Source organism: Tunturiibacter gelidiferens (assembly GCF_051013345.1).
In the GTDB taxonomy this organism is placed as follows: Bacteria; Acidobacteriota; Terriglobia; order Terriglobales; family Acidobacteriaceae; genus Edaphobacter; species Edaphobacter gelidiferens_A.
In genome coordinates, this window is sequence record NZ_CP132939.1 from 5,091,673 (window position 1) to 5,118,015 (window position 26,343).

A 26,343-nucleotide genomic window follows, 5' to 3' on the forward strand; every position below is an offset into this window, starting at 1 on the left:
TAACTACACGCGTTCTGCGCGCCGTTGAGGAATTCCCTGGATCTTCTGAAAGACCTGTCCAGCGGTCTGGCTCTTATAAATTCCCGAACATGCACTCGCATACACGGTCTTCGGGTCCTTTGGATCCACGATGATCGAAAAGACGTCCGAGTCATCGATAACGCCCTGTTTGATGTTGGCCCAATGCCGTCCACCATCGACTGTCTTCCACGGAAGATGCCACGTCCCTGCATAGATAATCTGCGGATCCACTGGATCGATTGCAATAGATTCGACCTCGTGCAGTTCCTGGCTTCCAGCAGGACTAATCAGCTTCCAGCGTTGGCCGCCATCGGTGGATTGGTAGACTCCCTTCAACGTGCCAGCCACGAGAAGCTTCGGATCGGAGGGAGAAGGAGTAAGCGCGCGAATGGACTGACCTTGCATATCGCTGACGGTCTCCCACGTTGCCCCGCCATCTTTGCTGAGAAATATTCCGCCGTCCGGACTGCCAAGCACCCAGGCACCCACTACGATCTGCTTCGAATCAGCACCGCTGACCACAATGGAGTCCAGCACAAGATCGTCCCGCTTGCCGATCCACGAGAGCCGCTTCCAATCGCCGCCGCCATTTCGCGACTCATACATCCAGCCCGTTGCTGTGCCCAGATATAGATGAGAGTGATCATGTGGATCGATCGCGAATGCCCGCGCATCCCCTCCATCCGGACCGTACGGCAGCCAGCTTGCCGCATGTAGGTGAAGGCACGATAGAACGACCAATAAGGCTACGAATGTGACGGGGAAACGAAGAAATCTGATCAAGGGAGGGGTTCCAGTCTGTAGAGAATTATCGAACTTACGCGAAAGGATGTCTATAACACAAAAGCTGACTGGGAAGATTCCCAGTCAGCTTTTGTGCACGTCTACGGCTAATCGTTACTGCTGCTTCTTGTGGTGACGCGTGGCTGGCGCGGTCCGTGGCTTGGCGGTTACTGCGCTTTCGTCCACGGGGGTTATGCCGGTTGTGCTCAGGGTTGAGCCGGCAGGAATCAACGTCGTCGTCACCATCTTACCGTTTTCAGAACCGGTGTAGACCGAGACACGTCCGGCGTCAATACCCTTCTCCGTTACCAGGTAGGCCTTGGCGTTGACAGCACGCTCTGCAGCGAGCTTGTCACCGTTCTTCTCGGCGCTGTCCTTATCGCCAACCACAGCCAGCTTCGCATCGGATGTGCGCTGCAGGTTGAGAGCGATATCGTCCAGGCAGGCCTTGGCTTCGTTATCAACACGGGCCGGGCGCCGCTTGTCGCGATCGAAGTTGATCGAGCACAGCTGGCTGGTTGTCGGTGCTGGCGGCGGCGGCGGCGCATTGACCGTCACAGTGGTGGTCGCAGAGGCTGTCTGCCCCTTATCGTCAACCACGTTGCAGGTCACTGTGATCGTGCCAGGTGCTGCTCCAGTCGTGGTCAGCGTCGCGGTCGAGCCGTTCCCTGAGACAGTTCCAGCCGACGAGCTATAGCTATACGTCAGAGGACGATTCTGTGGGCTTACTCCGCTTGCCGTAATTGTTGCGGAGTCTCCCGGGGCAACCGTTGAAGGATTGGCCGAGCAGCTCAAGGTCGGCGGCTCAAACGCCTTCACCGTGTAGCTGGCCGAGCAGTCCGCCATCTCTCCGGGTTTCGGACCTTCGGTCACATGGCCCTTCACCGTGTAGGTGCCGGGATTCGCAGACTTCGTGTCGATGTTGGCTGTCGTCGAAGTTCCCGAGATCGTGCCGCCATCAGCAGTCCAGCTGTAGGTCGCCGTCTTCTTTGGATTCAGGTTCAGCGGGGTTCCTGTGACCGTAATAGGATCGCCAGGAAAGACCGTCGCAGGAGAGACCGCGCAGGAGTAGGTCACCGGCGGAGGAGGAATGATATGGCCAAAGTGAGCTACGATGCCTGTGCTCACTTCAGCTCCGTTCAGGTTCGCGCGTCCGCCGATAGCACCACCTGTCGGGGGCGCAACCGGTGGGCCGTAGCTTGCATGGACGTACTTATAATCCGCTTCAAAGAGGCGAAGGGAAAACCTGTTGTTGAAAAACGGCAGATCGTAGTCCATACCGCCACCAACCGTTAGAGTAGGTCCCCATTGGTATGGATTGTGATATCCACCGCTATCAGAGTTCGGGCCACCCAACCGGGCGCCTCCAGCCAAACCGTGCGCGAACAGAGTGAAGTTCTGCAGCGGGGCGCGGAAGATCGGTCCAGCTGATGCCGTGTATAGACCATCATTCTTGCCGTCCGGATGAGCCGCGAAGACCAATTCGCCACCAACATACTTGTTGAAGTAGTACGCGCCACTGCCAATCGCACCCAGATCGATCGACGAGTAATTAATGCCCGCTGGCTTCACCTGACCGTGAGCCCCAAAGTACGAATACCCAAGGAATACGTCGACGCGTGAAGGGTTCGGCCCCACCGGGGCGGCTGTGCTAGGAGTCTGCGCGCTAAGACTGGCAACTCCGAGACTGACTGCACATGCAGCCAGTACGTACCGGCGTGTACTACGAAACGGGCGATAAACCATTCGAGTTCCTCCACTCAAAATGTTGCGTTTTTACGAGCCTTCATATCATCTACGGGGTCGTTTTGTTGGTTCGATTCTCTACAGCTTACTTCAGTTGCTAATGCATCCGGTAAAAAAATACTCTTCGACAACACTATTTTCAATAGGTTACCAGCGAGAAAGACTAAACGTCCTTTCGCTGGGAAGGGTGAACCCATCCAGTAACTGCACTTTTCTTGATGCATTAACTCAAATTCAGCGTTTTTCGCATAGATCCACGTTCCTGCTGGATCTTTTCCTGCAAGAGCGTGATGGCGTACAGCAGCTGCTCTGGCCGCGGAGGACACCCGGGAACGTACACATCCACCGGAATCACTTGGTTAACCCCTGCAGGAGAGCATAGTTATTGAAAACCCCACCCGAGGTCGCGCACGCCCCCATCGAGATCACCCATTTTGGCTCCGGCATCTGTTCGTACAGCCGTCGAATCACCGGCGCCATCTTCTGCGAGACCCGACCCGCAATAATCATAAGGTCGCTCTGCCGAGGCGACGGTCGAAAGACCTCTGCGCCGAACCGCGCAATGTCGTACCGCGACCCGCCCATCGACATCATCTCGATCGCGCAGCACGCCAGCCCAAAGGTCATCGGCCAGATCGAGTTCTTGCGCACCCAGTTGATCGCTGCGTCCATCGAAGCCAGCACAATCCCCTCCGGCTGCTCGTCTCCCCAGCTCACCTCGGTTACCTTCTCGTGGTTCTTACCGGAGCTCTCCAGGTTGCCGAAGAGGTAGCGATCATTCCTTTGCGGAGTGACTGTCGGGCGGCCGTTACTTGTGTTGTCGCTGGTAGTAGTGCTCATGTCTCTAATATAAAACCCTAAACAATCGCCGCATAGCTTATTTCAGCGTGTCGATGTACCTATCGGCGAGCAAATTGAAGTTCGCGTCTGAGATGCGCTGCATCTCTCGCCCGGTTGCTTTAGATTGAGATTGGGCGTCCAAAGCGTTGAACCCCTTCCCAAAACCTAGCGCGCGTTCTCCTCCATGGCCCGCAACAGAGCCTCATGCAGCACCTCTTCCTCGTCTTTGTCCAGCTTTACCCCGCTTCGCGTCAGGTAAAAAACGTCGATAGCCGTCTCCCCTTCCGTATCCACCAACGCTACCTCTATATTGCAGCCCTGTGCCGCCAGTGTCAGGCTCAGCGCTCTCAACAGTCCGGTCGTATCCTGCGCCACCACCTCCAGCAGCGTACTGTGCGACGAAGCCTCATCGTCGAACTCCACCCGGGTCTCCACCACCACCAACGGCGCCTTTCGCCTCCCTCTCCGCCGCCCGCTCAGCAGCTTCTCTACCGACAGCGCCCCCGTCATCACATCATGCACGCTCTTCACGAACGTCTCGTGCTCGGAGGCATTCATCTCCAGCGTCCGAAAGCTGTCTGTAAACCGGAACGTATCCACGACCACGCCCTGCCGATTCGAAAACGCGTCTGCAGTAACGATATTCATTCCCCAGGCCGCGAGCACCCCAGCCATCGTCGCAAACAGCTGCGGCCGGTCGCGGGTCACCAGCGTCAGCTCACTTACGGTAGTCGCATACCGAAAATCAAGCTGCACCTGGTCGCTCGCAAAACCCATCGCCATCTTGAAGTGCGTCCGCACCTGCTCCGCAGTCCTCGTCAGCACGTAGCGCTCCGGAAAGCCCTCCAGATACTCCAGCACCGCGGCTTTCTGCCCGGGCAGAAGCGCCACCACGCGATGCACCAGCTCGCTCTCCTCCTGAGCCCCCAACCGCTCCTCATCCACGCTTCGGTCCAGATAATTCGCCGTGGCAATAAAGAGCCGCCAGAGATTCTCAGCCTTCCACGGCGTCAACGCATCCGGGTGCACTGCATTAATATCTGCATAGGTAAACAGCGTCAGCATCCTGAGAGCCTCAGGCGTTTGCATCTTCCCCGCGAAAGCCCGCACCGTCTCTTCGTCAAAGATATCTCTCCGCAGCGCAGCCGACATCTCCAGGTGATTCGCGATCAAATTCACCACCAGCCCGCTCTCATACGTATCTAAATTCAGCCGCTCGAGGACACTCTCAGCCATCCGCGCACTCTCCCGCGTATGATCGCCCGTGCTTCGTCCTTTGCCGGTGTCATGCAGCAACGCAGCAAGGTACAGAAGCTCAGGGTGCGGGAGCTCCCGCAGCACTCCACCAAACCGAGTCGCCCACTCCGCCATCCCGCCCGTTTGCGCACTCTCAAGTCCATGCAGCGTATCGATCAGCACAAACGTGTGTTCATCGACCGTGTAGCGGTGATACGCATCCCGAATCACCAGCGCATCGATCCCATGGAACTCAGGGATCAGCAGCTCCAGCACACCCAGAGCATGCATCGACCGCAGCGCATCGCCGGCGTAAGCCCCTTTCAAGATCCCCTGCAGATGATGCCACAGCGCCGGCCCCTCCTCTAGCTGCGCCGACAGCAGCGGCAGCCCCTGCGACAGCCGCTCTTCCGCATCTCCCCCAGCGTCACCCCTACCCGCGCCATCGTCGCAAACACCTGCAGCACAACATCCGGATCCTCCGCCGGATCATGACCGAACTCGGCCGGAGTCTCAAGCACTACCCGGCCCCGTTCCAGGCGGAACCCATGCTGAACCACCTCCACCTTTCGCTCGCGTTTCAATCCAAGCATCCGCAGGGAAGGAGCCCTGGGAGCGTCCTCCACCATCTGAGTCATCTGCCGTTCCACGCTGCGCGCATGTCTAAAATAGAGCCGCATCCAATACGCCGCATCCGTCTCCTTCGGCTTGCGACCCGTCATTCCCACGGCGGTTTCAGCGGCCGCATCCTGCGCCTGCCAATCGAGCGTGTTGTCGTCCCGTTCGTGCCGATAGTGCAGAAAACAACGCACCAGCCAAAGAAAATCCACCGCTTTACGAAACTCCTTGGCGTCGGCGACCGGCCCGCCATCGGCCTGGGTGCCGCCCTTCTTCTGCGCCAACGCTGCCACCGCACCCAGCTTCGTCAGCCAACCGCACACGTGCACATCCCGCAGTCCACCGGGACAGTCTTTAATGTTCGGCTCCAGATGAAACAGCGTATCTCCGTACTTCGCATGACGCGCCCGAGTCAGCTCCAGCAGACGAACCGTTATCGCCTTGTGCTCCCGATGCAGCAGCTTCGGCACGCTCTGTTCCGACAGCTTGTCATAGAGCGTTGCATCCCCGGTCACCCAGCGATGTTCCATCAACGACAAGGCAAACTCTGCATTCTCCGGGTCGAACTTCTCACACTCCGTCAGCTTCCGCGTCACAGGCGACACCCGAATCCCGCTGTCCCACATCTCCTGGTTCACTCGCCGAATAGCGTCTTTGACGTCTTTCTCCGTCAGCTTCCCGTCCAACAGGAAGAGCAGGTCCACGTCCGAGTAAGGAAACGGCTCGCTCCGCCCATACCCGCCAACCGCCACCAGAGAGATTCCGTTGCCCAACCGCGAATCATGCTCAACCGCCTGCTCCCACAAACCACGAACCAACTCGTCCAACGCCGCAGCCCGCGCCGCAATCGTCACCGCCCCCGAAGCGCCTCCCGCCTCAAACGCGCCACGAATCTCCAGCATCTTCCGCTGGTAGACCCCGCGCCCTAACCTTCCTGGGTATTCAGTTCCCTGCATGGCTATTTTGCTCGAAGAACTTTACGCATACAGACAGCCGTGCCCGTCCCATACGGCCAAGGCGACAACCACATTCATCTGGCCCGAATTACTAGAGCGCGATCTCTCCACGCTCATCATTACGAATTCGAATCGCCTCATCGATCTTCGAGATGAAGATCTTTCCATCCCCAATCGTCCCCGTCCGAGCCGCGCCTGTAATCGCCAGAATCGCCTTATCCAGCATCTCGTCCGTCACCACCACCTCAAGCTTCACCTTCGGCAGCAGATCAACCGAGTACTCGCGCCCGCGGTAGAACTCAGTATGCCCCTTCTGCCGCCCGTGCCCTCGAGCCTCGGTGATCGTCATCCCCTCAACGCCAATCTCCACCAGTGCATCCTTCACCGCGTCCAGCTTCGACGGCTGAATCACCGCTTCAATCTTCTGCATATCTGTATCTTCCTCTCGAGCCGATCGTTCTAACGCCGAAACTTTAGTGCGCCCAATCGTATCCTTCTTCGCCGTGCTGCGAAAGATCGAGTCCCTCGCGCTCTGCATCTTCACTCACTCTAAGCCCGATCAATTTATCGACGATAAACAGAATCACCAGCGTTCCCACAATCGAAAGACTCCAGGCAATTGCCACGCCAACCATCTGGTTCAGCAACTGGTGTGCATTTCCTTCGAGAAGCCCCGTCGCCTTGCCAACTCCAAAGATAGGATTGATCACGCTGTTGGCAAAGACGCCGGTCAGAATCGCGCCCATCGTCCCGCCCGCTCCATGCACGCCGAACGCATCCAGCGAATCGTCATACCCAAACGCCGCCTTAACCCTCACGACCATCAAATAGCAGAACACGCCGGCGATCAGCCCGATCCAAAGCGCAGACATCGGCGTAACAAACCCCGAAGCCGGAGTAATCGCCACCAATCCAGCCACCGCGCCAGAGATCGCTCCCAGCGCCGAAGGCTTCCCCTGACGAATCCACTCCGCCAGGCTCCACCCAATCGCCGCAGCCGCCGCGCCAAAGTGCGTCGCCACAAACGCCGAGGTAGCCAGCGTGCCCGAGCTCAACGCCGACCCCGCATTGAATCCGAACCAACCCACCCAGAGCAAACAAGCCCCAATGAAACTGAGCACCACCGAGTGCGGCGGCATCGGCACCTTCGGATACCCCAGCCTCTTGCCCAGATAGAGCGCCGTCACCAGCGCCGAAACCCCCGAGGTCACATGCACCACCGTCCCACCCGCAAAGTCCAGACAAGGAAACCGTCCGCCCAGCGAAGCATTCAGCAACCCGCCCTTGCCCCAGACCATATGCGCCATCGGGCTATAAACAACCACCGCCCACAGCACCATGAACACCAGCATCGCCGAAAACTTCATCCGCTCCGCAAATGCACCCGTGATCAGCGCCGGCGTAATAATCGCAAACATCAGCTGATACACCATGAACGTCTGCAGCGGAATCGTGGCCGCATACTTCACATCCGGTGCCAGCCCTACACCGCGCAGGAACACATTGTGCAACCCGCCGATAAACGCATTTCCCTCACCAAATGCCAGCGAATACGTCACAAACGCCCAAAGCACCGTGATCACAGCCATCATCGCGAAGGTCTGCATCATCGTGCCGAGAATATTCTTCTTACGCACCAACCCGCCATAGAACAGCGCCAGCCCAGGCCCGCTCATCATCAGCACCAGTGCCGCCGAAACCAGCATCCAGGCGTTATCCCCCGAGGTCTGCGCCGCCGCGATCAGTGCAGCATTATCGGCGTTCTGCTTCTCCAGCGCCGCAATCCTGTCGGTCTGGCTCATACCAGCAGTCGAAGCCGCGGAAGCTGAACTCTGCGCCATCACCCGCGATCCACCCACTACCGATCCACCGACAATCAGCGCAAACAGAAAAGCCAGAAACACCTTCGCCACTGGAAGACGCATGGTTCAATCACCCGTTTCAAAGTTAGTCATTTCAAAATAAACGAAGTAGCAGGAGAGAAGAGATACGCCGTCAATTCGCCACTCTGGCAACCTACGACACAAATCTTCAGACGACAAAAGAAGCGAAGCACCTCTGCACCGCTCCGGTTCGCTTTACTCTACACAAGGCGGCGCGCAACACAAAGCGAGAAATTCCTCCCGCAGCCGTCACCCCTGCAGCCACCACTCTCCGAAAGGCGCTCACCATGTCAACCGCAACTCTCCATCGCTGGAATGAAATCGAACCCGAGCAACTCAACCCCCTCCTCACCCGCCAGTTCGTCACCGGCAGCCTCGCCATGTTCGCCCGTGTCGTACTCGCAAAAGGCTGCATCGTCCCCCGTCACTCCCATCCCAACGAGCAGATCACCTTCATCACCGAAGGCGCTCTCCGCTTTGACTACGACGACGGCACCTCGCACACCGTCAAAGCAGGCGAAGTTCTCGTCATCCCTGGAAACCTTCCTCACTCCGCCACCGCCCTCGAAGACACCATTGACTTCGACATCTTCGCCCCACCCCGCCAGGACTGGATCGACAAAGACGACAGCTACCTCCGCCGATAAAGCTCTGCGAACGACTCCACCGGTTACAACGAACAAATCGTCATCTCGACCGAAGCGACTCACAGTCTCATCGTGAGTCGCGAAGTGGAGAGAGCCCGTATTTTCTCTTCGTCGGAATCAGCCCAACTCGTCCAGACTCCATCTTCGACATCTTCCCCACCAATCCCGTACCCTTGATCAGCTTTCAACGCGCATCGGAGACTTCATGAAGCAACTGGTCCAAAAGCAACTCGCTCAGTCCATCGCCACCCTGCAAGCCGTCCTCGCCGATGAAGCTATTTCCGAAACCCTGGTCTCCATCGCCAAACTCACCGCCGATGCCATGCAGTCCGGCCACAAGCTCCTGGTCGCCGGCAACGGTGGCTCCGCAGCCGACGCCCAGCATCTCGTAGCCGAGTTCGTCGTCCGCCTCACCGTCAACCGCCCCGCCCTCCGCGCCATCGCCCTCACCACCGACACATCCATCCTCACCGCTGCCGGCAACGACTACGGCTTCGACCATCTCTTCTCCCGCCAACTCGAAGCACTCGCCCAACCCGGCGACGTCTTCCTCGCCATCTCCACCTCCGGCAACTCGAAGAACATCCTCCGCGCCATCACGCAGGCCAAACTCATCGCCATTCCCACCATCGGCCTCACCGGCGCAGGCGGAGGAAAGATGCGCCCCCTCTGCGACTACAACATCGTCATCCCGTCCGCCATCACCCAGAACATCCAGGAGTCCCACCTCGCCCTCGAGCACATCTTCTGCATGCTCGTCGAGCGCTTCGCCTTCGGCCACGAACTGGACCACAAGCCCCAGATTCTCAGCGAATAGTTCTACTCCAAATCCCGCTTCAACCGCGTCAGTAACTCCACCGAAGGTCGCGCAAACCGGCTGATCCAGCGGTCATAGATCTCCTGCACGGGAACCACATTCAAATAGTTCCATCGCAATCGCCCCTCCCTCTTCGCAATCACCAGCCCAGCTCCCTCCAAGACTCCAAGATGCTGCATCACCGTGCACCGATCGACCTTCTTGAAGTGCGCGCAAAGCTCCCCGTCGTCCTCGGACCATCCTTCAACAGATCCAGAATCTGCCGCCTCCGGTCATCGGCCAGCGCCTTGAAAACCGCACCCTGAGAATCTTTTCTTGACATGTTATAAAAACATAACATATAAACATCGCCTATCCATCGCGAGGTGAACCAGCCCATGCAACTCAAATTTCAAGTCCAGACCAAGATTCAAAAGCCCGTCGCCGAGGTCTTCGACGCCGTCTACAACCCCACCAACCTCAGCGCCTACTTCACCACCGGCGGAGCCAGCGCCCCCCTCGACGAAGGCACCAGCGTCATCTGGCACTTCGCCGACTTCCCCGGCGACGTCCCCGTCTCCGTCAAAAAAGTTGTACCCGGCAAACAGATCATCCTCGAGTGGGACGCCCACGAAAAGGTCGATCTTCTCCTCAACAAGCTGCCGACTTCCGCCGGTTACAAAACCACCATCGAACTAACCTTCGAGCAGCTTGACCCAAGCAGCACCCTCGTCCGCGTCATCGAATCCGGCTGGCGCGAGACGCAGGCAGGACTCGACGGCTCCTATGAGAACTGCCAGGGATGGACCCAGATGAGCTGCGCCCTCAAAGCCTTCCTCGAGTACGGCATCAACATCCGCAAAGGCGCCTACTGAACTTCGTCGAATGATGCAGGCGACTCAGGATCGATAAAGGTGTGCCCTACTGCGGACCGCGCTCCATCGCCTTAACCGCCTCCTCTGTTGTAGGGACCGCGTGCGCAATAAACGCATAATTAATGAGTGCCGCCGTATAGCCATAGCCCCACTCCGGATGCTTTGGCCCTGCCGTAGCATCTTTCACGACGGCGACCTCGAAGCCTTGTTCGACCAACTCGCGAAGGTGAGATTCGACGCACATGTTGGCCAGCATTCCGCCAAGAATAATCTTGCTGATCCTCCGTTTGCGTAGCTGCAAAACGAGATCATTGCTCTCCGGCCCCCATACTCGGTGCGGCGAAACTACGATGGTTTTGCCATCCTCGATATAGGGCTTGAATCGCTCCAGCCAGTCTGCACCGGATCCCTCAAAGCCATCGAGAGTCAAGACACCTTTGCGACCGAACTCGTTATGAACAACCTCGTCGGTCTCCAGGGGACCATTGAACTTCCACCCTTTGTCGGTGGGATAAAAATAATGAGGAGAGATGAAAACCTCGTATCCATATGCCTTCGCCGCCTTGAAGATGCGCTCCATATTCTCAATCGTGTTGTTTTCCTTAAGGCTTTCGTGGAGCAGTGGCCAACTCAGGCCCTTTTCACTCAACACGTCATTCTGAGGATCGATAAAGACTACTGCAGTGTCGTTCTTGTCGAAGTTCATAGGTCTCCCCTCTCAATGCGAGATATCCTTCGGACGCCAGCCACGAATCAAATCGTGTCACGTTGTCCACTAAAATAAGGATTTGTTTCGGGCCCTTAATAAGAATCGATGATCACGTCGAATCGTGCCGATCTGGTCAGGTCGCATTTCTCCGGCGGTCTTGCCACATTATGCTTTATTGGCTCATGAATGATGAAAAGCATCGCATTCCGCTGTAGCCGGGCTATCCGTCAATCAGCCCATCGGCCAGACAACTTCGTCTGAACTCTACCTTCCCTCTTCCAATAACTCCTCCACGTCCTTCTTGAAATCCCCCTGCCTCACCGCCCCAACATAAGTCTTCGCCACCCGCCCCTGCCGATCCACCAACACCGTCGTCGGCACCCCCGCCATCCCATAGGCCATCTGCGATCCCAACTCCGGCAGTGCCACAGGATACGGCACATGAAACTCCTCAACAAACTTCTTCACCTTTGCCGTTCCACCTTCATCGACGGCTACTCCCACCACCGCCAGTCCCTGCGGCCCCAGCTCCTTCGACAATCGAATCAACCCCGGCGTCTCCTCCCAGCACGGTCCGCACCAGCTCGCCCAATAGTTCACCAGCACTACTTGGCCACGATGCTCCGCCATTCGCCACGTGCCGCCATCGAGCTGTGTCATCACCAGCTCCGGCATCGCCCTTCTATCAACCATTGATGCAATTCCGCCCGACTTCCCTGTGGCAAAATACCACGCCCAACTCAGCACCGCGAACGCAATCACTCCAACCCCTAATCGTATCCACTTCGACTGCATCATCCACTCCCTCAGCCAACTAACTCTTTCCTCCACTCATCCATTATGTACAGTGTCAGAGATGCTGAAGGACGACAGTCAGAAGGGATCAACTATCATTCCCGCTCAACGCCGTACCATCCTGTTCAAAACAATAACCCTCGCGGCTCTGTTTCTCACGGCGATACCCGCCGTTCCCTACTCCGTGCAGACCCATCAGGAGATCATCGACCTGGCCTGGAAGCAGTCCATTCGGCCCCTCCTACTCAGAAAATTCCCAACCCTCACCGAAGCCCAGCTACAGGAAGCGCACGCCTATGCCTACGGTGGCAGCGCCATCCAGGACTTCGGCTACTATCCCTTCGGCAACGCCTTCTTCTCCGACCTCACCCATTACGTCCGCGCCGGCGACTTCGTCCTCTCTCTTATCCACAACGCCCACACGCCCGATGAACTGGCGTTCGCGATCGGATCCCTCTCCCATTACATCGGCGACAACATCGGCCACAAATACGCCGTCAACGAATCTGTCCCCATCGAGTTCCCCAAGCTCGAGCAGAGATACGGTCGCTCGGTGAATTACGCCGAGAACCCCCACGCCCACGTCCAGACAGAGTTCGCCTTCGACATCAACCAGCTGAGCAAGAGTCGCTTTGCTCCCACCGACTACACCAAATTCGTAGGCCTCGAAGTCCCCATGACTCTCCTCCGCAAGGCCTTCTTCGAGACGTACGGCCTTCGTCTCCCCGACATCATCGGCTCCAAAGATACCTCGATCCGCGTCTACCGTTACGCCGTCCGCCGCTTTCTCCCCAACATCGCCCGTGCCGAAACCCTTCTTCACAAAAAGAACTTTCCCGCGGACACTCCCAGTCCCGACCTCAACGCGCTCGCAACCGATCTCCGCCAGGCTTCGGCCGACAACAACTGGGAGGCCTACCGCAAGAACCCCGGCTTCCGCAGCCACCTCTATGCAGGCTTTATCTTCATCCTGCCCAAAGTCGGCACCCTCAAACTCCTCGCCATCAAAGGCCCAACGGAACAAACCGAAGACCTCTATATCAAAAGTTTGAACCGATCCATCAAGGCCATGCGTCTGGTCCTCACCAACTACGACACCATCGATCGCTACATCGCCAACCGCGACCTCGATACCGGCGAAGTCATTCGACCCGGCGGCTACCGCCTCACCGACATAACCTACGCAAAGCTTCTAGCCATGATTACCAAGAACTCTGAGAACGTGGTCCCCTTCCAGCTCAAACACGACCTCATCGCCTACTACGCCGACCCGCAGTCCCCCATCGAGACAAAAAAGGACCAGGCGAAGTGGTCCGCAGTCCAGGCCAATCTAAAGACCCTCGACACCATGAAGACCATCGGCGTCCTTGACCCCATCCCTGATGGAATCCTGGACGCAGACTAGCCTGTACAAGCGGCCTATCAAGAAGCAGGAACCTTCTATCTTCCCGATCGCGTCATTTAATAATCGGCAACAAAGCTGCCAGCTGCACACTCACCAGCAGACTCAAACGGTTGTCCACCTGATAGAACTTTGCGGTCTGCTTCGCTCCGATCGCCTTCTCGAACTTCGAAACGTAACTCTTCCGCAGTTTCAGGGTGTCCTCATCGAACTTCAACGCCCGCTCAATATAAGACTGCGCCTGGGTGTCGTCTAAATGGTCATAGTTCGCCGCATAGTCTTTGATCAACGATACCCGCTGATCCCCAATGACCTGCTGATCATGCGCGTAGTTGCGGTACACCGGCCAGAAGGCCTTCGATTGGTCGTCCGTGAACTGCATACTGCGAGTGATAATCTCAGTCTTATCCGCCTGAATATCCTGCCGCAAAACCGCAATATCGTCCTCGGTCGTCGGCCGTCCTGTATTCGCATCGGCGGGAGCCTGGCCCAGTGCACCCAACGTCCCCAAAACAACCGTACCTATCAACAGCCCATTTATAAGCTTCATGGCGCTCTCCTCCGCTCTCTTTTATCCCATTTTTGATAGACATACGCAGACTCGTCGCTGACACATCAGAAAAACCTGAACCACTCGCAGTTACAAACACTCCACAACTCTCTCATCCTCCCCAACTGCATCCAACTAGTAAAACTGACAGGAGAAGCGATGAAAATCGTTCAAAGAAAGCCAGCCTCAACCACATTCGCCGCCGCACTTAGCCTCCTAACTATTGCCCCTCTCGTCTTTACGGGATGCAACAACACCGGTAAAGCCGCCGCGACCCCTGCCAACTTCACCACCGGCATCAACAACCACTATCTCGACCATCCCGAGTGCCTCTTCACCGACACACGCTTTCCCTTCGAGACCAGCGACCCTGAAAAAACAAAGCAGATGGACACCCTCGTCAAAAATCTTCTTCTCGAGAAATCCGTCGAGACCAGCATTCATGTCAGCCGCTACACAGTCGCCCCAGCCGGAACCCGATACGCCCCGCGCTTCTGCTACGGCCACCGCGAGGTCACCAGCATCAACAGCTTCACCCCGGTCGCAGTCGCCAACGGCTTCAAAGAGACCACCATCACCTACAGCTACACGATGAAAGAAGTCCCCGTCTGGGCAGAAAGCCACGACGTCCAGGCCGCCTTCCCCGCCATGGCTCGCGCCACCACCAGCCAGGCCACCGACACCATCACCCTCGCCCAAAGCCCCGTGGGCTGGCAGGTCCCCGACTAGCCCAAGATCATCACCACATCAGTTTCTTATTGCCGCCACTATCGTCTCTTGTCGCGCACCATTGTCGGTTGATTGTTGGCTGCTACGTCTTTGCTAGTCGATGGCTGCTACTTTTTTGTTTGTCTTTTGGCTGCTGATTTTTGTTGTCATTCCGCAGCGAAGCAAAGGAATCTGCGGTAGCCATTTTGCCGTTGCATGCCCTTTTGTTTGTCATTCCGCAGCGAAGCGAAGGAATCTGCGGTGGCTCTTTCTCCATCTTCCATCGCAAAAAGTCCTCCTCTTGACCCAAGCGTCTCACGATCTCATCGTGAGTCCACAATCGAAATGACATCTTCTCCCGACTCTCCCGCTACAATCCTCCCCAGAGGAACCAATGTCGAAATCCCGCCGCGAATTCCTGACCCAAAGCACTCTCACACTGCTAGCCTCCGCCGCCTCCACCACCCTCGCTCAAACCCCCTCCACCCCAACCACTCCCGGCGCCCCACCAGCCTTCGGCACATCACCCTCGGTAGGCCCCGAGGTCTCCCCCGCCACCTTCGCCGAAGCTGAAAAGCTCGTCCAGTTCCCTCTCTCTGAAAAAGACCGTGCCCAGGCGGCCGGCAACTGGCGCGCTGCGATGGCTCCCCTCTACGAACGCCGCACCGGCCCCCGCAAAGTACCCATCCCCGACGGCACCGCGCCCTACTCCCTCATCAACTCCATCCTCCCCGACCAGCCCGCCCTCCCCGCAAAAAACGAGTTCCTCCGCACGCAACCCGACACACCGCTTCCCACCACCGACGAAGCCATCGCCTTCGCCCCCGTCCACCAGCTCTCCCGCTGGATCGAGACCCGCAAACTCACCAGCACCCGCCTCACCGAGATCTACCTCAAACGCATCGAGCAGCTAAACCCCAAGATCAACTGCGTCATAACGCTCACCCGAGACCACGCCCTCGCGCAAGCCAGAGCCGCAGACGCAGAGATCGCCGCCGGCCACTATCGCGGACCACTCCACGGCATCCCCTGGGGCGCGAAAGACCTCCTCGACACCGCCAACATCGCCACCACCTGGGGCGCCGAGCCCTTCGAGCATCGCATCCCCACCGCAGACGCCACCGTCACCGAGCGCCTCAACGCCGCCGGAGCCGTCCTCATCGCCAAGCTCTCCCTCGGCGCTCTAGCCCTCAACGACGTCTGGTTCGGCGGACAGACCATGAACCCCTGGCTCCTCGAAGAGGGCTCCTCGGGCAGTAGCGCAGGCCCCGGCGCAGCCACCGCCGCTGGCCTCGTAGCCTTCGCCATCGGCTCTGAGACCGGAGGCAGCATCGTCTCTCCCTCCATGCGCTGCGGAGTCACAGGCCTCCGCCCCACCTACGGCCGCGTCCCCCGCACCGGAGCCATGACCCTCTGCTGGTCCCTCGACAAACTAGGCCCCATGGCTCGCAGCGTCGAAGACACCATGCTCGTCCTCAACGCCATCACCGGCCCCGACGGCAAAGACGTAGCCTGCATCCCCAGCAAGCTCGACTTCGACGCGCAAGCCCCCATAAAAATCTAAAGGTCGGCTACTTCCCTCAGTGGATGAAAGAAGCCCCCGCCACCGATGTAGACCGCGCCGCCCTCGCCGCCATCACCACCCTCGGCATGACGCCCGTCGAAGTCACCCTCCCCGACTGGCCCTACGACAACCTCGACCTCATCCTCTTCGCCGAAGCCGCCGCCGCCTTCGAAGAGATCACCCTCAATCATCAACTCGACCAGCTAAAAGCGCAGGTCCCCGACGCCTGGCCCAACACCTTCCGCCAGTCCCGCTTCCTCTCCGCCGTCGACTACGTCCAGGCCGACCGCCTCCGCCGCATGGTCGCCGTCGAGATGGCCCGCATCATGTCCGAAGTCGACCTCCTCCTAGTCCCCTCCCTCCGCGACGAGATCCTCACCATCACCAACTTCACCGGCCATCCCTCCCTCACCCTCCGCGCCGGCTTCGTCGAAGTCTCCGAGGCCCGCAGTGACTGGGCGCCCGACCCCGCCAAACCCCTCCCCAAATTCAGCCCCGCCCGCCGAGTCCCACACGGTGTCACCCTCATTGGCCGCCTCTTCGACGAGGGCACCATCGCCCGCGCCGGCCTCGCCCTCGAGCGCCACTTCAACGTAGCCCACGAAAACCCACCCGGCTTCTAACCAGTAGTTACCAACGATAATTTGAAGAGAATTAGGTACCGCCGCAATTCGGGTACCCGAACCTAACTCTCTATCTATCAACGCTAAAGCCACGAACAGCACTAAACCCGGTGCAAAAGGAGGAGTTGACACACCAGGTAGGTGATAGGCGAATATAAGGCGAAGACATGCCGACCGCCGCCGCCTTACGTCTCCAGATCGAAACCTCTCTAGCCCGACGAATCCCCTCTGCCCTCACCCCGGCCCCGCGGACCATTCGCCCAGTTGCAGCTACCGGCATCCGCCCGGTCGACGAGCTGCTCGAAGGTGGACTTCCTCTAGGAGCCATCACAGAGATCGTCGGATCCGAGTGTTCAGGCCGCACATCCTTCGCGCTCTCGTTCATCGCTCAAATGACGCAGGCAGCCAAAGTATGCGCCTGGATCGACGTCTCAAACGCTCTGTCTCCCGAATCGGCAGCAGCCATAGGGATGGACCTGGATCGGCTCCTCTGGGTGCGTTGCGGAGTTACAAATCCAATCAGCGCGACACCATCCTCGCAAAGCAGCTTCTCGCTTCCCGAGAGATATCTGATCGCTCCACCTGCAAAGAAAGGCCTGCACGGTGGAGGATTTGGCCCACATCCACGCGGCGAAGCGAAAGGGCTCTCCACCGCTGTCGGTGGACTGTTGCGGCCCGAGGCAGTTGCACCACGCTGTGCGGAGCCACAACCCAGAGTAAAAATCGAAAAAGAGATCTTCCAACCAAACCCGCCGCAATCGATCCGAAGCACAAAAAAACATTCCCTTCAGCAAAGCCATGGTCAAAAATCGACCAGGCATTGCGCGTAACCGACCTCTTACTTCAAGCAGGCGGGTTCAGCGCAATCGTGCTGGACCTGGGCAGCATTGCTCCCGAGTTCGCCTCCCGCATCCCCCTCGCAACATGGTTCCGTTATCGTGCTGCTGCAGAGCGAAGCCAGGCAAGCATTCTCCTCCTCACCCAGCATGCCTGCGCAAAGAGCAGCGCAGGCCTCGTTCTCCGCCTGCACCCCACCACCGCGCTTCACGACGAACCAACCCTCTTCACCGGCATCGAGCATCGTGTCGAAGTATCGCGCGAACGTTTCGCCCCGACTCCCTCCAACGTCATCCCCTGCGCAAGCAGCCACAAAGCGACCGAAGCGCCACTTGGCACAGCCGAACCGAATGGGCAGGCCAACGATGAAAAACTCAGCGGAGCTATACGCCTGTCTCTACGCCAAAGAGTTTCCCGCTCAGGCCATGCTGCGTCTACGTCCACAACTCCGCGAGCGGCCATTCGCCGTTATGAAAGGCGAAGCGCCGCTCCAGCAAGTCTGCTCCCTCAACTCGAAGGCACGTACTCTCGGCGTGGCTCACGGCATGACGAAGGTCGAGATCGATACCTTCCCCTCAGTCTCGGTACTGCCGCGCTCGCAGGCAGAGGAACACGCAGCCAGGACGGCCATGCTCGAGTGCGCAGGCTCATTCTCTCCTCGGCTCGAAGATCGCAGCGATGACACCTCTCTTCTCCTCGTCATCGACATCGCCGGAACCGAGAGACTTCTGGGCTCTCCCTCAAAGATGGGAACGACTCTGCTGCAGCAGGCGAAATCATTGGGCATTACCGCCCGCCTCGCCATAGCCAGCAACTTCCACAGCTCCATCTGTCTCGCGCGTGGCATGTCCAATCAGCTAGCCGAGATTCCTTCCGGACAAGAGAGCCAGGCCCTCGCCCAGCTGCCGCTCACAGTCCTCGATCTTCCAGAAAAACTCGCCGAAACATTCTCTCTATGGGGCATCCACACTCTCGGGATGCTGGCATCTCTACCCGAGAAAGCCCTCATCGCGCGAATGGGACAGGAGGGCAGGCGCCTCCGCCTCCTCGCACGCGGTGAACTCAAACACCTGTTCGTTCCACTCGAAGCTCCCTTCACACTCGAAGAGCACATGGAGCTCGATACGCCCGTAGAACTGCTCGACTCCCTTCTCTTCGTAGTAGGCGTCTTACTCGAGCAGCTTATCCTGCGGGCAACGGCACGCGTACTTGCTCTTGCCTCAGTCACCACCACGCTCTCGCTCGAAGGCGGCACCTCGCACACCCGCACCGTCAGGCCCGCCCTGCCAACAAACAACCGCCAGCTGTGGATCAAGCTCCTTCATCTCGACCTCGAAGCACATCCTCCACAGGCCGCAATCCTCGCCCTCACACTCGCAGCCGAGCCCGGCACCACCAGCAAAGTACAGCTCGGCTTATTCTCCCCTCAGCTGCCCGAACCGATGCGCCTCGACGTTACGCTGGCTCGCATTCGCGCCATCGTCGGAGAAGATTGCGTAGGCCGCGCCGTGCTCAAAGACACACAGCAGCCCGAAGGTTTCACCGTAGAGCCCTTTACTGTCTCTTCCGGATCAAGCACACAGGTTCCCCCGATCCGAACACGCGTAGCCATGCGGCAGCTTCGCCCACCTGAGAACCTGACCGTCACCCTCAGCGGCCGGCAACCCAAAGCATTCTTCTTTCGCGACCGGCAATACACCGTCGAACAAGCCTATGGCCCCTGGCTCACCGGTGGCGACTGGTGGGCACCCACCCTCTGGGGCCGCGAACAATGGGATCTCATCGCTCGTTCCCACGACGGCACTCTGCTCTGCTGCTGCCTTATCCGGAACCTGACCCAAAACTGCTGGCAGATGGCGGCGCTCTATGACTAGCCGTTACATCGAGCTGCACGCAGCCAGCGCCTTCAGCTTCCTCGAAGCCGCCTCTGATCCCGAGCAACTCATCAAGCGCGCCGTCGAACTGGAGATGCCGGCCATGGCGCTGCTCGACCGCAACGGCGTCTACGGCTCCGCCCGCTTCCACACCAGCGCAAAGCTCAACGGAGTTCAGGCCCACGTAGGAGCAGAGATCGCAGTCTCCAACTTCCCCTCCCGTCTCACGCCACCCGCATGGCTCCCCCACCAGCACATCGCAGAGCCCTCGCGTCTGTCTCTGCTCTGCGAATCTCGCACCGGCTACCAGAATCTCTGCCAGCTCACCACCCAGTTCAAGATGAGAGAACGCACCAAGTGCGAAGGCGCGGCCAGAGACCAGGACCTCCAGCAATATGCCACAGGTCTGGTCTGCCTGACAGGTGGCGACGAAGGCCCACTCGCGGCAGCGCTCACCGCCGGGGGCGAAGAAGCCGGCCGCAGATCCGTAGAAAAACTCGTAAGCATCTTCGGCAAACAAAACATCTACGTAGAACTCCAACGCCATCGGGAGCGCGACGGCGAGTGGCGCAATCAAGCCGCAATCCGCATCGCAAACTCTCTCAACCTGCCCGTCCTGGCAACCAATGGCGTCCGCTACGCCACGGCCTACGACCGCGAGATCCTTGACCTCTTCACCGCCATCCGTCATCACACCGACCTCGACCACGCCGGCCGTCTCCTCGCTCTCAACAGCCAGCGCCATCTCCGCACAGCCCGCGAGATGTCAGCCCTCTTCCGCGACATCCCGAACGCAGTCGATAACACTGCAGAACTCTCCTCGCGCCTCAACTTCGAACTAGACGACCTCGGTTACAAATTCCCTGAGTACTCCGTCCCCGACGGCGACACCATGGACAGCTTCCTGAAGAAGCGCGTCGCAGAAGGAGTCCTCCGCCGTTACGGCCCAAAAAATAATCGCGACCTGCTCGAACGCGCAAAGAAACAGGTCGAGCACGAACTCACTCTCATCGCAAAGTTAGGCTTCGCCGGATACTTCCTCATCGTCTGGGACATAGTCAATTTCTGCAAACGAAACGGCATTCTCATTCAAGGACGAGGCAGCGCCGCTAACTCCGCCGTCTGTTACGCCCTCGAAATCACTGCCATCGACCCCGTAGGAATGGAGCTCCTCTTCGAGCGCTTCCTTAGCGAGAACCGCGGCGAATGGCCCGATATCGACCTCGACCTCCCCTCCGAAGACAAGCGCGAACAGGCAATCCAGTACGTCTATCAACGCTACGGCGAACTCGGCGCCGCCATGACCGCCAACGTCATCACCTACCGCGGCAAATCCGCAGCCCGCGAAGTAGGCAAAGCCATGGGCTTCGATCAGGAGTCACTCGGTCGCCTCTCCAGCCTCGTCAGCCAGTGGGAGTGGCGCGGCAAAACCGACACCATGGCCCACTCCTTCCACCACGCCGGCCTTGACCTCACCCATCCGCGCATCGCCAAATATCTCGAGCTCTCCATGCGACTGCAAAACCTTCCGCGCCACCTCGGCCAGCACTCAGGGGGAATGGTCATCTGCCAGGGTCAACTCAACCGTGTCGTCCCGCTCGAGCGCGCCTCCATGCCCGGCCGCACCGTCGTTCAATGGGACAAAGAAGATTGCGCCGACCTCCACATCATCAAGGTCGATCTGCTCGGACTCGGCATGATGGCCGTCCTCAAAGACTGCCTCGAACTCATCCCGCAACACTACGGCGACCAGGTAGACCTTGCCCAGCTACCCGAAGACGAAGACGTCTACAAAACACTCCAGCAAGCAGACACCGTCGGCATGTTTCAGGTCGAAAGCCGCGCTCAGATGGCCTCCCTGCCAAGAAATAAACCCGAAAAGTTTTACGACATCGTCGTGCAGGTAGCCATCATCCGCCCCGGCCCCATCGTCGGCAAAATGATGCATCCCTACATGCGCCGCCGCCAGAAAAAGAAGCAGTCACCTACCCGCATCCCTCCTTAGTCGATGTGCTCAAGCGCACCTTGGGCGTGCCCCTCTTTCAAGAGCAGCTCCTCCGCATGGCCATGACAGTCGCCAACTTCACCGGCGCTGAAGCAGAAGAACTCCGCCGCGCCGTCGGCATGCGCCGCTCCTGGGAGCGCATGAACAAACTCGAAGCCAACCTTCGCGCCGGAATGACCGCCAACAACATCGACGCCAAAACCCAATCCACCATCATCGAAAACATCAGATCCTTCGCGCTCTACGGTTTTCCCGAGTCACACGCCGCCAGCTTCGCCCTCATCGCCTACGCCTCCGCCTACTTCAAAGTGAAGTACCTCGCCGCCTTCACCTGCGCCATCCTCAACAACCAACCCATGGGCTTCTACATGCCAGCCGTTTTGGTCAAAGATGCTCAACGCCACGGCCTCCGCGTAAAGCCCATCGACATTCAAATCTCAAACTGGCCCTGCACCATAGAACACGAAGCCGACGGATCGCTCTCTCTACGGATGGGCCTGGGTTACGCAAAAGGCCTGCGCAAACAAGCCGGTGAAGCCATCGCCGCAGCCAGAACGCACGACGGTCCATTCCTCTCCGCAGAAGATCTCGCCTTACGCATCCCCTCGCTCAACCGAAAGGAGCTGACTCTCCTCGCCCGCATTGGAGCCCTCAACAACCTCGACCAAATCGAGCATCGCCGCGATGCGCTCTGGCAGGTAGAGCGCGCCGGCAAGCTCGAGGGCCCGCTCCTTCGCCAGGACCGCGCATCCCTCCAGGAAGACTTCGCCACTCGCCCCCTTCAGCAGATGAACACAGAGGAACGCCTCATCGCCGACTACGCAGGCACCGGCCTCACAGTTGGCAGACACCCGATGCACTATCGCCGTCCCGATCTCCGACGTCAACACATCCTCTCCGCAGCAGAACTAAAGTCCTGTCACGACGGCCAGCACGTCCGCACCGCCGGATGCATCATCGCCAGACAGCGCCCCGGCACCGCAAAGGGATTCATCTTCCTCTCCATGGAAGACGAAACCGGAATCGCCAACGTCATCGTCACACCCGATCTCTACGACCGCGAGCGCCTCCTGGTCACGCGCAGTAAATTCCTCATGGCAGAGGGCCCCCTCCAGAATCAGGATGGAGTCATCCACGTAAAAGCCCTTCGCCTGACGGCCCTCACAGACAGCGCCCTCGAGCTCCACTCGCACGACTTTCACTAGATTTCTCCAAGCCCTCCGCGCAAATAACACACAGCCCAGCCATCGATATCAAGCTGCCGCCAAAAACCAAATAAATATTGGAGGAGGTAATTAGTTGATTACGTCTAACCAATTAAATACTCTCCGCGCCAGAGAGATAGCCGATAACAAGGACACACTGTTCGCAAACCTAGGGCCGGGGGTTCGGATATGTCATCTGCCAACTACTTTGACGAGCTGTATGGGGTCACCGAAGAGCGTGCTCTGAACTTCTGGGCCTCCCATCTCCACGAAGCCATAGGAAGTGAGCAGTGGTCCCAGATCTCCGACTCGACCGGCGTCTACCTCGCAAGCGTGCTAGGTCATTTCTGCCTGCAGTCAGTCGATCGAACCGAACTCCTCTCTCCTGACTACAACCCGGGCGATCACGAGTTCCGTCAGTTCGCGGACCTCACCCAGATCGCCGAGCTTATGATGCGACAGCTCACCAGCGCAAAAAATCCGCTCTGGATGGAGTCAGCCGGCGCGCACATTCTTCTCTACGCTGGATTCTTTCAAACCCAGAACAAGCACCGCCACAACATCAACTTCTACTCCGCCATGGGCAAAGAGTGCTATCTCATGGCAGCCGTCGGAAAAAGGGAGAAGATGATGAAAAGCGTAGCCACGGGATTCAATCAATACCTCTCTCATCTCGCCGACCTCCACCAACATCTGCGCGAAAGCAGATACCTCATAAGAATGGACAACTGAATTTACCTGGCGCCCGGTACGCCGAAGGTAAAGTCCACCGGTGGCCTCAAAGACTGGCAGAACTTTAAGCCAATCCACTCCGACCATTGGGGCGAGCAGCCCCTTCATCCCTCCGAATAGACGACCCTCTCCCGAAGCCACAGAGGCACCACCCCCGCCTCGCCCTTCGCACTCATCCCGTGAAACAATAGAGTTCGCGCCAATTGGCGAATTCAGGGGTACTACGTTTGCTGCGATCTGCTTTCATTGCTCTCTCTCAAAACAAGTCTCTGCGCTCCTTCTCAGAGCGCTCTACCGTAGGAAAGAAGATGTCCGGCCGCTTCGTCGCCGGCATGTCGGTCGAAGAAGCCCTCGCCGCCTGCCAACGCGTCAACAAGGAAGGCATCGCCGTCAGCCTCGACTCCCTCGGCGAGAGCGTCACCACGGAAGCCGAAGCCCGCAAGTCCGCCGACATCTACCACGAGCTCCTCGACGCCATCCACGCACGCGGCCTCAACGCCAACGTCAGCGTCAAGCTTTCGCAGGTCGGCATGGACTTCGATCCAGCCCTCGCTGAGCGCATCGTAGGCGAGATGGTCGAGCACGCCGCCCGCGTCGGATCCTTCGTCCGCATCGACATGGAAGGCTCGCCCTACACCGAAGCCACCATCGCCATGACCGAGCACCTTACCGCAAAGTTTCCCGGCTCCGTCGGCACCGTCCTCCAGGCTTACCTCTTCCGCACCGAAGCCGACACTGAACGCCTCCTCAACGAAGGCATCCGCATCCGCCTCTGCAAGGGAGCCTACAAAGAAGGCCCTGAGATCGCCTTCCCCGCCAAGTCCGACGTCGACGCCAACTACGTCAAACTTATGAAGCGCATGGTCTCCTTCTCTAACCCAGCGACCGGCAAAGGCGTCTTCTGCGGCATTGCTACTCACGACGAAGTCATCGTAGAGCAGATGCGAACCTTCGTTCGCGAGCACAACATCGACAAAGCCGCCTTCGAGTTTCAGATGCTCTACGGCGTCCGCCGCGACCTGCAGCGCCGTCTCGCCGCCGAAGGCTTCGGCGTCCGCGTCTACGTTCCCTTCGGGCCCGAGTGGTACCCCTACTTCATGCGCCGCCTCGCCGAACGTCCCGCCAACGTAATCTTCCTCGCCAAAAACTTCTTCAAAAACTAGCCTCTCTCCCGACCAGCGGGAGGAGTACGCAGATCATCCGGCCAGGACCGGTATACAAGTCACGAAGTGACCGCTCCACGCGGAGTGGGCCCGTCCGGCAGGACAGTCAACCTGGGATCGCGGTGTGGGAGGGGAGGGTCGGCGGCCTGAGGATCCGTTTTTATCCAAAAAAAGTTTGGCGGTGGTTGGACGCGGGACTTTATTTGTTTTGCTGGGGTTTTTGAGGGGTGTTTTGGAAAAAGTGGGTGGCTGGACGTGGTTTTTTGATGGTGAGAACGTGGTGGATGGGTGGTGAAACGTGGCGGGTTGAAGGTGGTTTTTCAACAACGAAAAACACGCCACGTTTTTGAACTTTATTTTTTGCTCAGCGCGACGCGGACTGGGTCGGCACGGGTTCGGCAAGCAGCTTCTCCACGAGTTCTGTCGTCTCCTTCACCAAAGCCTCGTGCGCCGGCGGATTCGCCGGTCCGGCAAAGCCTGCATGGACCTCCCTCACCCGCCCATCGCGTCCCAGGAAGAACGAGGTGGGCCAGCAGTTCAGGTTCACACCCTGCGGGATTTTTTCATTCAACTGCTCGGTCTCTCCCGCTACTAGAACCGTGTAGGTAAGCCCGTACTTCTCAATGAAGGCGCGTAGCCGGGTCGGATCTTTCAACTGATCCGCCTCTTCAAACGAGAGGTTCACAACCTCCAGTCCGCGGCTGTGAAACTGCTTGTAGAGGCTCTCCAGCAGAGGCGCTTCATCGTGGCAGTTCGGGCACCAGGACCCGCCAATCGCAACGATGACGACCTTCCCATCGAACTGCGGATCGGTATTGGAGACGAGCTTGCCATTGAGATCCGGGAAGCTGAAGGCAAAACGAGCGGACGGGTCTTTCACCGTCGTCTGCTGCGTCGGATCGGTCATGCCGGGAAGCGCCGCCGCCCGCGCCTGTGCCGGTCTGCGAGCGACGAGGTTCTGCTGCTCGTTCACATCCGCCCGCAGTTTATTGGACACCAGTAATGTTCCGTCGGATTGCGGAGTGACGCTGTAGAGCGCGGGGCCAGCGGCGGTGAAGTGCCCGATCAGGTACTCGTGCCCCGTCCAGCCTCCGTAGAGAGAGCCGGTATCGCCGTCGATGCGCTGGATGACTGCCTTGACCTGATCGGAGTGAGCCGAGGGTTCGATGCGAAGCTGCCACGCCGACTCGCCCTTGGAGGATTTAACCTCTACCTCCCAATCTCCGGGGATGGGCGGGCCGTCCGCTTTGGTGTCCACGCCGGTAGAGCCGTGAAGCGTCAGGTTGACGGGATAGCGCGTGGCACTGGTGCCGAAGGTTCCCGTCAGATGCCCGTCCGCTACGGTCGCGTCGAGCGTTCGAGCGTAGTAGTTGAACGTGACCAGCAGATGATTGCCGACATAGGTGACGCTGGACGCGGGGCTGTGGTCTGGATTATTGAGCTGCGGACCATTGAGTTGCGGACCGTTGAGTAGAGCGGCCTGAAGATTCTTGCCACTGCCGGCAATCTCGAGGCGAACCGGAACCTGCTGCCCGTGGACGGTAGCATCGCCTACCCAGGGACCGGTGATTGTGCCTTGCTTTGAAGCCTGAGCAAAGGCAGAGGCAGCGACCAGAAGAAGGCTGGCAAAGAGCTTCATGAAAGATCTCGATTCTTCTTACGATTTATGGGGGAGACAAAAAAGAGAGTCGGCCTGAGCGGCAGACCCGGGCACGTGTGTCAGGCCAGCGGGGAGCGGCGACAACAACAGAAGCTGTGCTGCGTAGGCATATTCG

The 26,343-nt window shown here is 58.7% G+C and carries 23 protein-coding genes and 3 pseudogenes; 12 read left to right on the forward strand and 14 right to left on the reverse strand.

Going from position 1 to position 26,343, the window contains the following annotated elements; all coding sequences use genetic code 11:
• Positions 1-3: 3 nt before the first annotated feature.
• From RBB80_RS25575 to RBB80_RS25610, 8 genes and pseudogenes are all read right to left on the reverse strand, one after another.
• Positions 4-804: a WD40/YVTN/BNR-like repeat-containing protein gene (locus RBB80_RS25575; protein WP_433965102.1), complete on the reverse strand. Its 801-nt coding sequence runs from the start codon at positions 802-804 to the stop codon at positions 4-6.
• Positions 805-918: 114 nt separating this feature from the next.
• On the reverse strand, positions 919-2,550 hold the full coding sequence (locus RBB80_RS25580) for an OmpA family protein (protein WP_433965103.1): 1,632 nt from the start codon (positions 2,548-2,550) through the stop codon (positions 919-921).
• Positions 2,551-2,564: 14 nt separating this feature from the next.
• Positions 2,565-2,876 (reverse strand): hypothetical protein, encoded by a 312-nt coding sequence (locus RBB80_RS25585; RefSeq protein WP_433970099.1) that lies wholly within the window; start codon positions 2,874-2,876, stop codon positions 2,565-2,567.
• Positions 2,774-3,390, reverse strand: a pseudogene (locus tag RBB80_RS25590) (NADH-quinone oxidoreductase subunit B). Before RBB80_RS25590 ends, RBB80_RS25585 begins: the two are co-directional and overlap by 103 nt.
• Positions 3,391-3,555: 165 nt before the next feature.
• A complete protein-coding gene (locus RBB80_RS25595) occupies positions 3,556-4,953 on the reverse strand; it encodes an HD domain-containing protein (RefSeq protein ID WP_433965104.1) in 1,398 nt (465 codons plus the stop codon).
• Positions 4,954-4,991: 38 nt separating this feature from the next.
• Positions 4,992-6,200: a nucleotidyltransferase domain-containing protein gene (locus tag RBB80_RS25600; RefSeq protein ID WP_433965105.1), complete on the reverse strand. Its 1,209-nt coding sequence runs from the start codon at positions 6,198-6,200 to the stop codon at positions 4,992-4,994.
• Between the two features lie 91 nt (positions 6,201-6,291).
• Positions 6,292-6,630 carry a P-II family nitrogen regulator gene (locus RBB80_RS25605; protein ID WP_183788559.1) on the reverse strand — a complete coding sequence of 113 codons (339 nt, stop codon included), beginning with the start codon at positions 6,628-6,630 and terminating at the stop codon, positions 6,292-6,294.
• 43 nt (positions 6,631-6,673) lie between these two features.
• Entirely contained in the window at positions 6,674-8,041 is a 1,368-nt protein-coding gene (locus tag RBB80_RS25610; protein ID WP_433969870.1) for an ammonium transporter, read from the reverse strand.
• A 329-nt stretch (positions 8,042-8,370) separates the two neighbouring features.
• Here RBB80_RS25610 and RBB80_RS25615 point away from each other — a divergent pair, with 329 nt between their 5' ends.
• Both RBB80_RS25615 and RBB80_RS25620 read left to right on the forward strand, forming a co-directional pair.
• Entirely contained in the window at positions 8,371-8,730 is a 360-nt protein-coding gene (locus tag RBB80_RS25615) for a cupin domain-containing protein (RefSeq protein ID WP_433965106.1), read from the forward strand.
• A gap of 205 nt (positions 8,731-8,935) precedes the next feature.
• On the forward strand, positions 8,936-9,547 hold the full coding sequence (locus tag RBB80_RS25620) for a D-sedoheptulose-7-phosphate isomerase (RefSeq protein WP_433965107.1): 612 nt from the start codon (positions 8,936-8,938) through the stop codon (positions 9,545-9,547).
• A 2-nt stretch (positions 9,548-9,549) separates the two neighbouring features.
• Here RBB80_RS25620 and RBB80_RS25625 read toward each other — a convergent pair whose 3' ends face one another.
• A complete protein-coding gene (locus RBB80_RS25625) occupies positions 9,550-9,726 on the reverse strand; it encodes a hypothetical protein (protein ID WP_433965108.1) in 177 nt (58 codons plus the stop codon).
• A gap of 198 nt (positions 9,727-9,924) precedes the next feature.
• Here RBB80_RS25625 and RBB80_RS25630 point away from each other — a divergent pair, with 198 nt between their 5' ends.
• Entirely contained in the window at positions 9,925-10,401 is a 477-nt protein-coding gene (locus tag RBB80_RS25630; RefSeq protein WP_433965109.1) for an SRPBCC domain-containing protein, read from the forward strand.
• A 46-nt stretch (positions 10,402-10,447) separates the two neighbouring features.
• Here RBB80_RS25630 and RBB80_RS25635 read toward each other — a convergent pair whose 3' ends face one another.
• Together RBB80_RS25635 and RBB80_RS25640 are read right to left on the reverse strand one after the other, a co-directional pair.
• A complete protein-coding gene (locus RBB80_RS25635; protein WP_353071113.1) occupies positions 10,448-11,107 on the reverse strand; it encodes a cysteine hydrolase in 660 nt (219 codons plus the stop codon).
• A 267-nt stretch (positions 11,108-11,374) separates the two neighbouring features.
• Positions 11,375-11,908 (reverse strand): TlpA disulfide reductase family protein, encoded by a 534-nt coding sequence (locus tag RBB80_RS25640; protein WP_433965110.1) that lies wholly within the window; start codon positions 11,906-11,908, stop codon positions 11,375-11,377.
• 58 nt (positions 11,909-11,966) lie between these two features.
• On the opposite strand from RBB80_RS25640, the gene RBB80_RS25645 reads away from it, so the two are divergent.
• Positions 11,967-13,310, forward strand: a complete 1,344-nt coding sequence (locus RBB80_RS25645; RefSeq protein ID WP_433965111.1) for a zinc dependent phospholipase C family protein — start codon at positions 11,967-11,969, stop codon at positions 13,308-13,310.
• Positions 13,311-13,362: 52 nt separating this feature from the next.
• Here RBB80_RS25645 and RBB80_RS25650 read toward each other — a convergent pair whose 3' ends face one another.
• Positions 13,363-13,857 (reverse strand): hypothetical protein, encoded by a 495-nt coding sequence (locus RBB80_RS25650; RefSeq protein WP_433965112.1) that lies wholly within the window; start codon positions 13,855-13,857, stop codon positions 13,363-13,365.
• Between the two features lie 159 nt (positions 13,858-14,016).
• On the opposite strand from RBB80_RS25650, the gene RBB80_RS25655 reads away from it, so the two are divergent.
• The 3 genes and pseudogenes from RBB80_RS25655 to RBB80_RS25665 all read left to right on the forward strand — a co-directional run bounded on the left by RBB80_RS25655 (position 14,017) and on the right by RBB80_RS25665 (position 17,582).
• Positions 14,017-14,586: a hypothetical protein gene (locus tag RBB80_RS25655; protein WP_433965113.1), complete on the forward strand. Its 570-nt coding sequence runs from the start codon at positions 14,017-14,019 to the stop codon at positions 14,584-14,586.
• A 619-nt stretch (positions 14,587-15,205) separates the two neighbouring features.
• Positions 15,206-16,752, forward strand: a pseudogene (locus tag RBB80_RS25660) (amidase).
• A 167-nt stretch (positions 16,753-16,919) separates the two neighbouring features.
• Complete coding sequence (locus RBB80_RS25665) at positions 16,920-17,582, forward strand: ATPase domain-containing protein (RefSeq protein WP_433965114.1); 663 nt, start codon at positions 16,920-16,922, stop codon at positions 17,580-17,582.
• An 8-nt stretch (positions 17,583-17,590) separates the two neighbouring features.
• Here RBB80_RS25665 and RBB80_RS25670 read toward each other — a convergent pair whose 3' ends face one another.
• Positions 17,591-17,833 carry a hypothetical protein gene (locus RBB80_RS25670; protein WP_433965115.1) on the reverse strand — a complete coding sequence of 81 codons (243 nt, stop codon included), beginning with the start codon at positions 17,831-17,833 and terminating at the stop codon, positions 17,591-17,593.
• A 121-nt stretch (positions 17,834-17,954) separates the two neighbouring features.
• Between RBB80_RS25670 and RBB80_RS25675 the strand changes: the two genes are divergently transcribed.
• From RBB80_RS25675 to RBB80_RS25695, 5 genes and pseudogenes are all read left to right on the forward strand, one after another.
• Positions 17,955-19,463, forward strand: a complete 1,509-nt coding sequence (locus tag RBB80_RS25675; RefSeq protein WP_433965116.1) for a DNA polymerase Y family protein — start codon at positions 17,955-17,957, stop codon at positions 19,461-19,463.
• A pseudogene (locus tag RBB80_RS25680) lies at positions 19,456-21,596 on the forward strand (DNA polymerase III subunit alpha); the annotation flags it as partial. The gene RBB80_RS25675 and the pseudogene RBB80_RS25680, both read left to right, overlap by 8 nt.
• 240 nt (positions 21,597-21,836) lie before the next feature.
• Positions 21,837-22,673 (forward strand): hypothetical protein, encoded by an 837-nt coding sequence (locus tag RBB80_RS25685; protein WP_433969871.1) that lies wholly within the window; start codon positions 21,837-21,839, stop codon positions 22,671-22,673.
• Between the two features lie 189 nt (positions 22,674-22,862).
• Positions 22,863-23,405 (forward strand): hypothetical protein, encoded by a 543-nt coding sequence (locus tag RBB80_RS25690; RefSeq protein ID WP_433965117.1) that lies wholly within the window; start codon positions 22,863-22,865, stop codon positions 23,403-23,405.
• 227 nt (positions 23,406-23,632) lie between these two features.
• Positions 23,633-24,568: a proline dehydrogenase family protein gene (locus RBB80_RS25695; protein ID WP_433965118.1), complete on the forward strand. Its 936-nt coding sequence runs from the start codon at positions 23,633-23,635 to the stop codon at positions 24,566-24,568.
• A gap of 364 nt (positions 24,569-24,932) precedes the next feature.
• Here the strand turns inward: RBB80_RS25695 and RBB80_RS25700 are convergent, their stop codons facing one another.
• On the reverse strand, positions 24,933-26,207 hold the full coding sequence (locus RBB80_RS25700) for a peroxiredoxin family protein (RefSeq protein ID WP_433965119.1): 1,275 nt from the start codon (positions 26,205-26,207) through the stop codon (positions 24,933-24,935).
• Between the last annotated feature and the right edge of the window lie 136 nt (positions 26,208-26,343).

Excerpts from the sequence above, each read along its gene's own strand:
- RBB80_RS25650 (WP_433965112.1), bottom strand. The coding sequence starts at position 13,857 with ATGAAGCTTATAAATGGGCTGTTGATAGGTACGGTTGTTTTGGGGACG.
- RBB80_RS25670 (WP_433965115.1), bottom strand. The coding sequence starts at position 17,833 with ATGCTCGATGCCGGTGAAGAGGGTTGGTTCGTCGTGAAGCGCGGTGGT.
- RBB80_RS25675 (WP_433965116.1), top strand. The coding sequence starts at position 17,955 with ATGAAAAACTCAGCGGAGCTATACGCCTGTCTCTACGCCAAAGAGTTT.
- RBB80_RS25610 (WP_433969870.1), bottom strand. The coding sequence starts at position 8,041 with ATGGCGCAGAGTTCAGCTTCCGCGGCTTCGACTGCTGGTATGAGCCAG.
- RBB80_RS25655 (WP_433965113.1), top strand. The coding sequence starts at position 14,017 with ATGAAAATCGTTCAAAGAAAGCCAGCCTCAACCACATTCGCCGCCGCA.
- RBB80_RS25630 (WP_433965109.1), top strand. The coding sequence starts at position 9,925 with ATGCAACTCAAATTTCAAGTCCAGACCAAGATTCAAAAGCCCGTCGCC.
- RBB80_RS25615 (WP_433965106.1), top strand. The coding sequence starts at position 8,371 with ATGTCAACCGCAACTCTCCATCGCTGGAATGAAATCGAACCCGAGCAA.
- RBB80_RS25635 (WP_353071113.1), bottom strand. The coding sequence starts at position 11,107 with ATGAACTTCGACAAGAACGACACTGCAGTAGTCTTTATCGATCCTCAG.
- RBB80_RS25700 (WP_433965119.1), bottom strand. The coding sequence starts at position 26,207 with ATGAAGCTCTTTGCCAGCCTTCTTCTGGTCGCTGCCTCTGCCTTTGCT.
- RBB80_RS25645 (WP_433965111.1), top strand. The coding sequence starts at position 11,967 with ATGCTGAAGGACGACAGTCAGAAGGGATCAACTATCATTCCCGCTCAA.
- RBB80_RS25690 (WP_433965117.1), top strand. The coding sequence starts at position 22,863 with ATGTCATCTGCCAACTACTTTGACGAGCTGTATGGGGTCACCGAAGAG.
- RBB80_RS25580 (WP_433965103.1), bottom strand. The coding sequence starts at position 2,550 with ATGGTTTATCGCCCGTTTCGTAGTACACGCCGGTACGTACTGGCTGCA.
- RBB80_RS25665 (WP_433965114.1), top strand. The coding sequence starts at position 16,920 with ATGCCGACCGCCGCCGCCTTACGTCTCCAGATCGAAACCTCTCTAGCC.
- RBB80_RS25685 (WP_433969871.1), top strand. The coding sequence starts at position 21,837 with ATGCCAGCCGTTTTGGTCAAAGATGCTCAACGCCACGGCCTCCGCGTA.
- RBB80_RS25625 (WP_433965108.1), bottom strand. The coding sequence starts at position 9,726 with ATGCAGCATCTTGGAGTCTTGGAGGGAGCTGGGCTGGTGATTGCGAAG.
- RBB80_RS25600 (WP_433965105.1), bottom strand. The coding sequence starts at position 6,200 with ATGCAGGGAACTGAATACCCAGGAAGGTTAGGGCGCGGGGTCTACCAG.
- RBB80_RS25620 (WP_433965107.1), top strand. The coding sequence starts at position 8,936 with ATGAAGCAACTGGTCCAAAAGCAACTCGCTCAGTCCATCGCCACCCTG.
- RBB80_RS25640 (WP_433965110.1), bottom strand. The coding sequence starts at position 11,908 with ATGATGCAGTCGAAGTGGATACGATTAGGGGTTGGAGTGATTGCGTTC.
- RBB80_RS25605 (WP_183788559.1), bottom strand. The coding sequence starts at position 6,630 with ATGCAGAAGATTGAAGCGGTGATTCAGCCGTCGAAGCTGGACGCGGTG.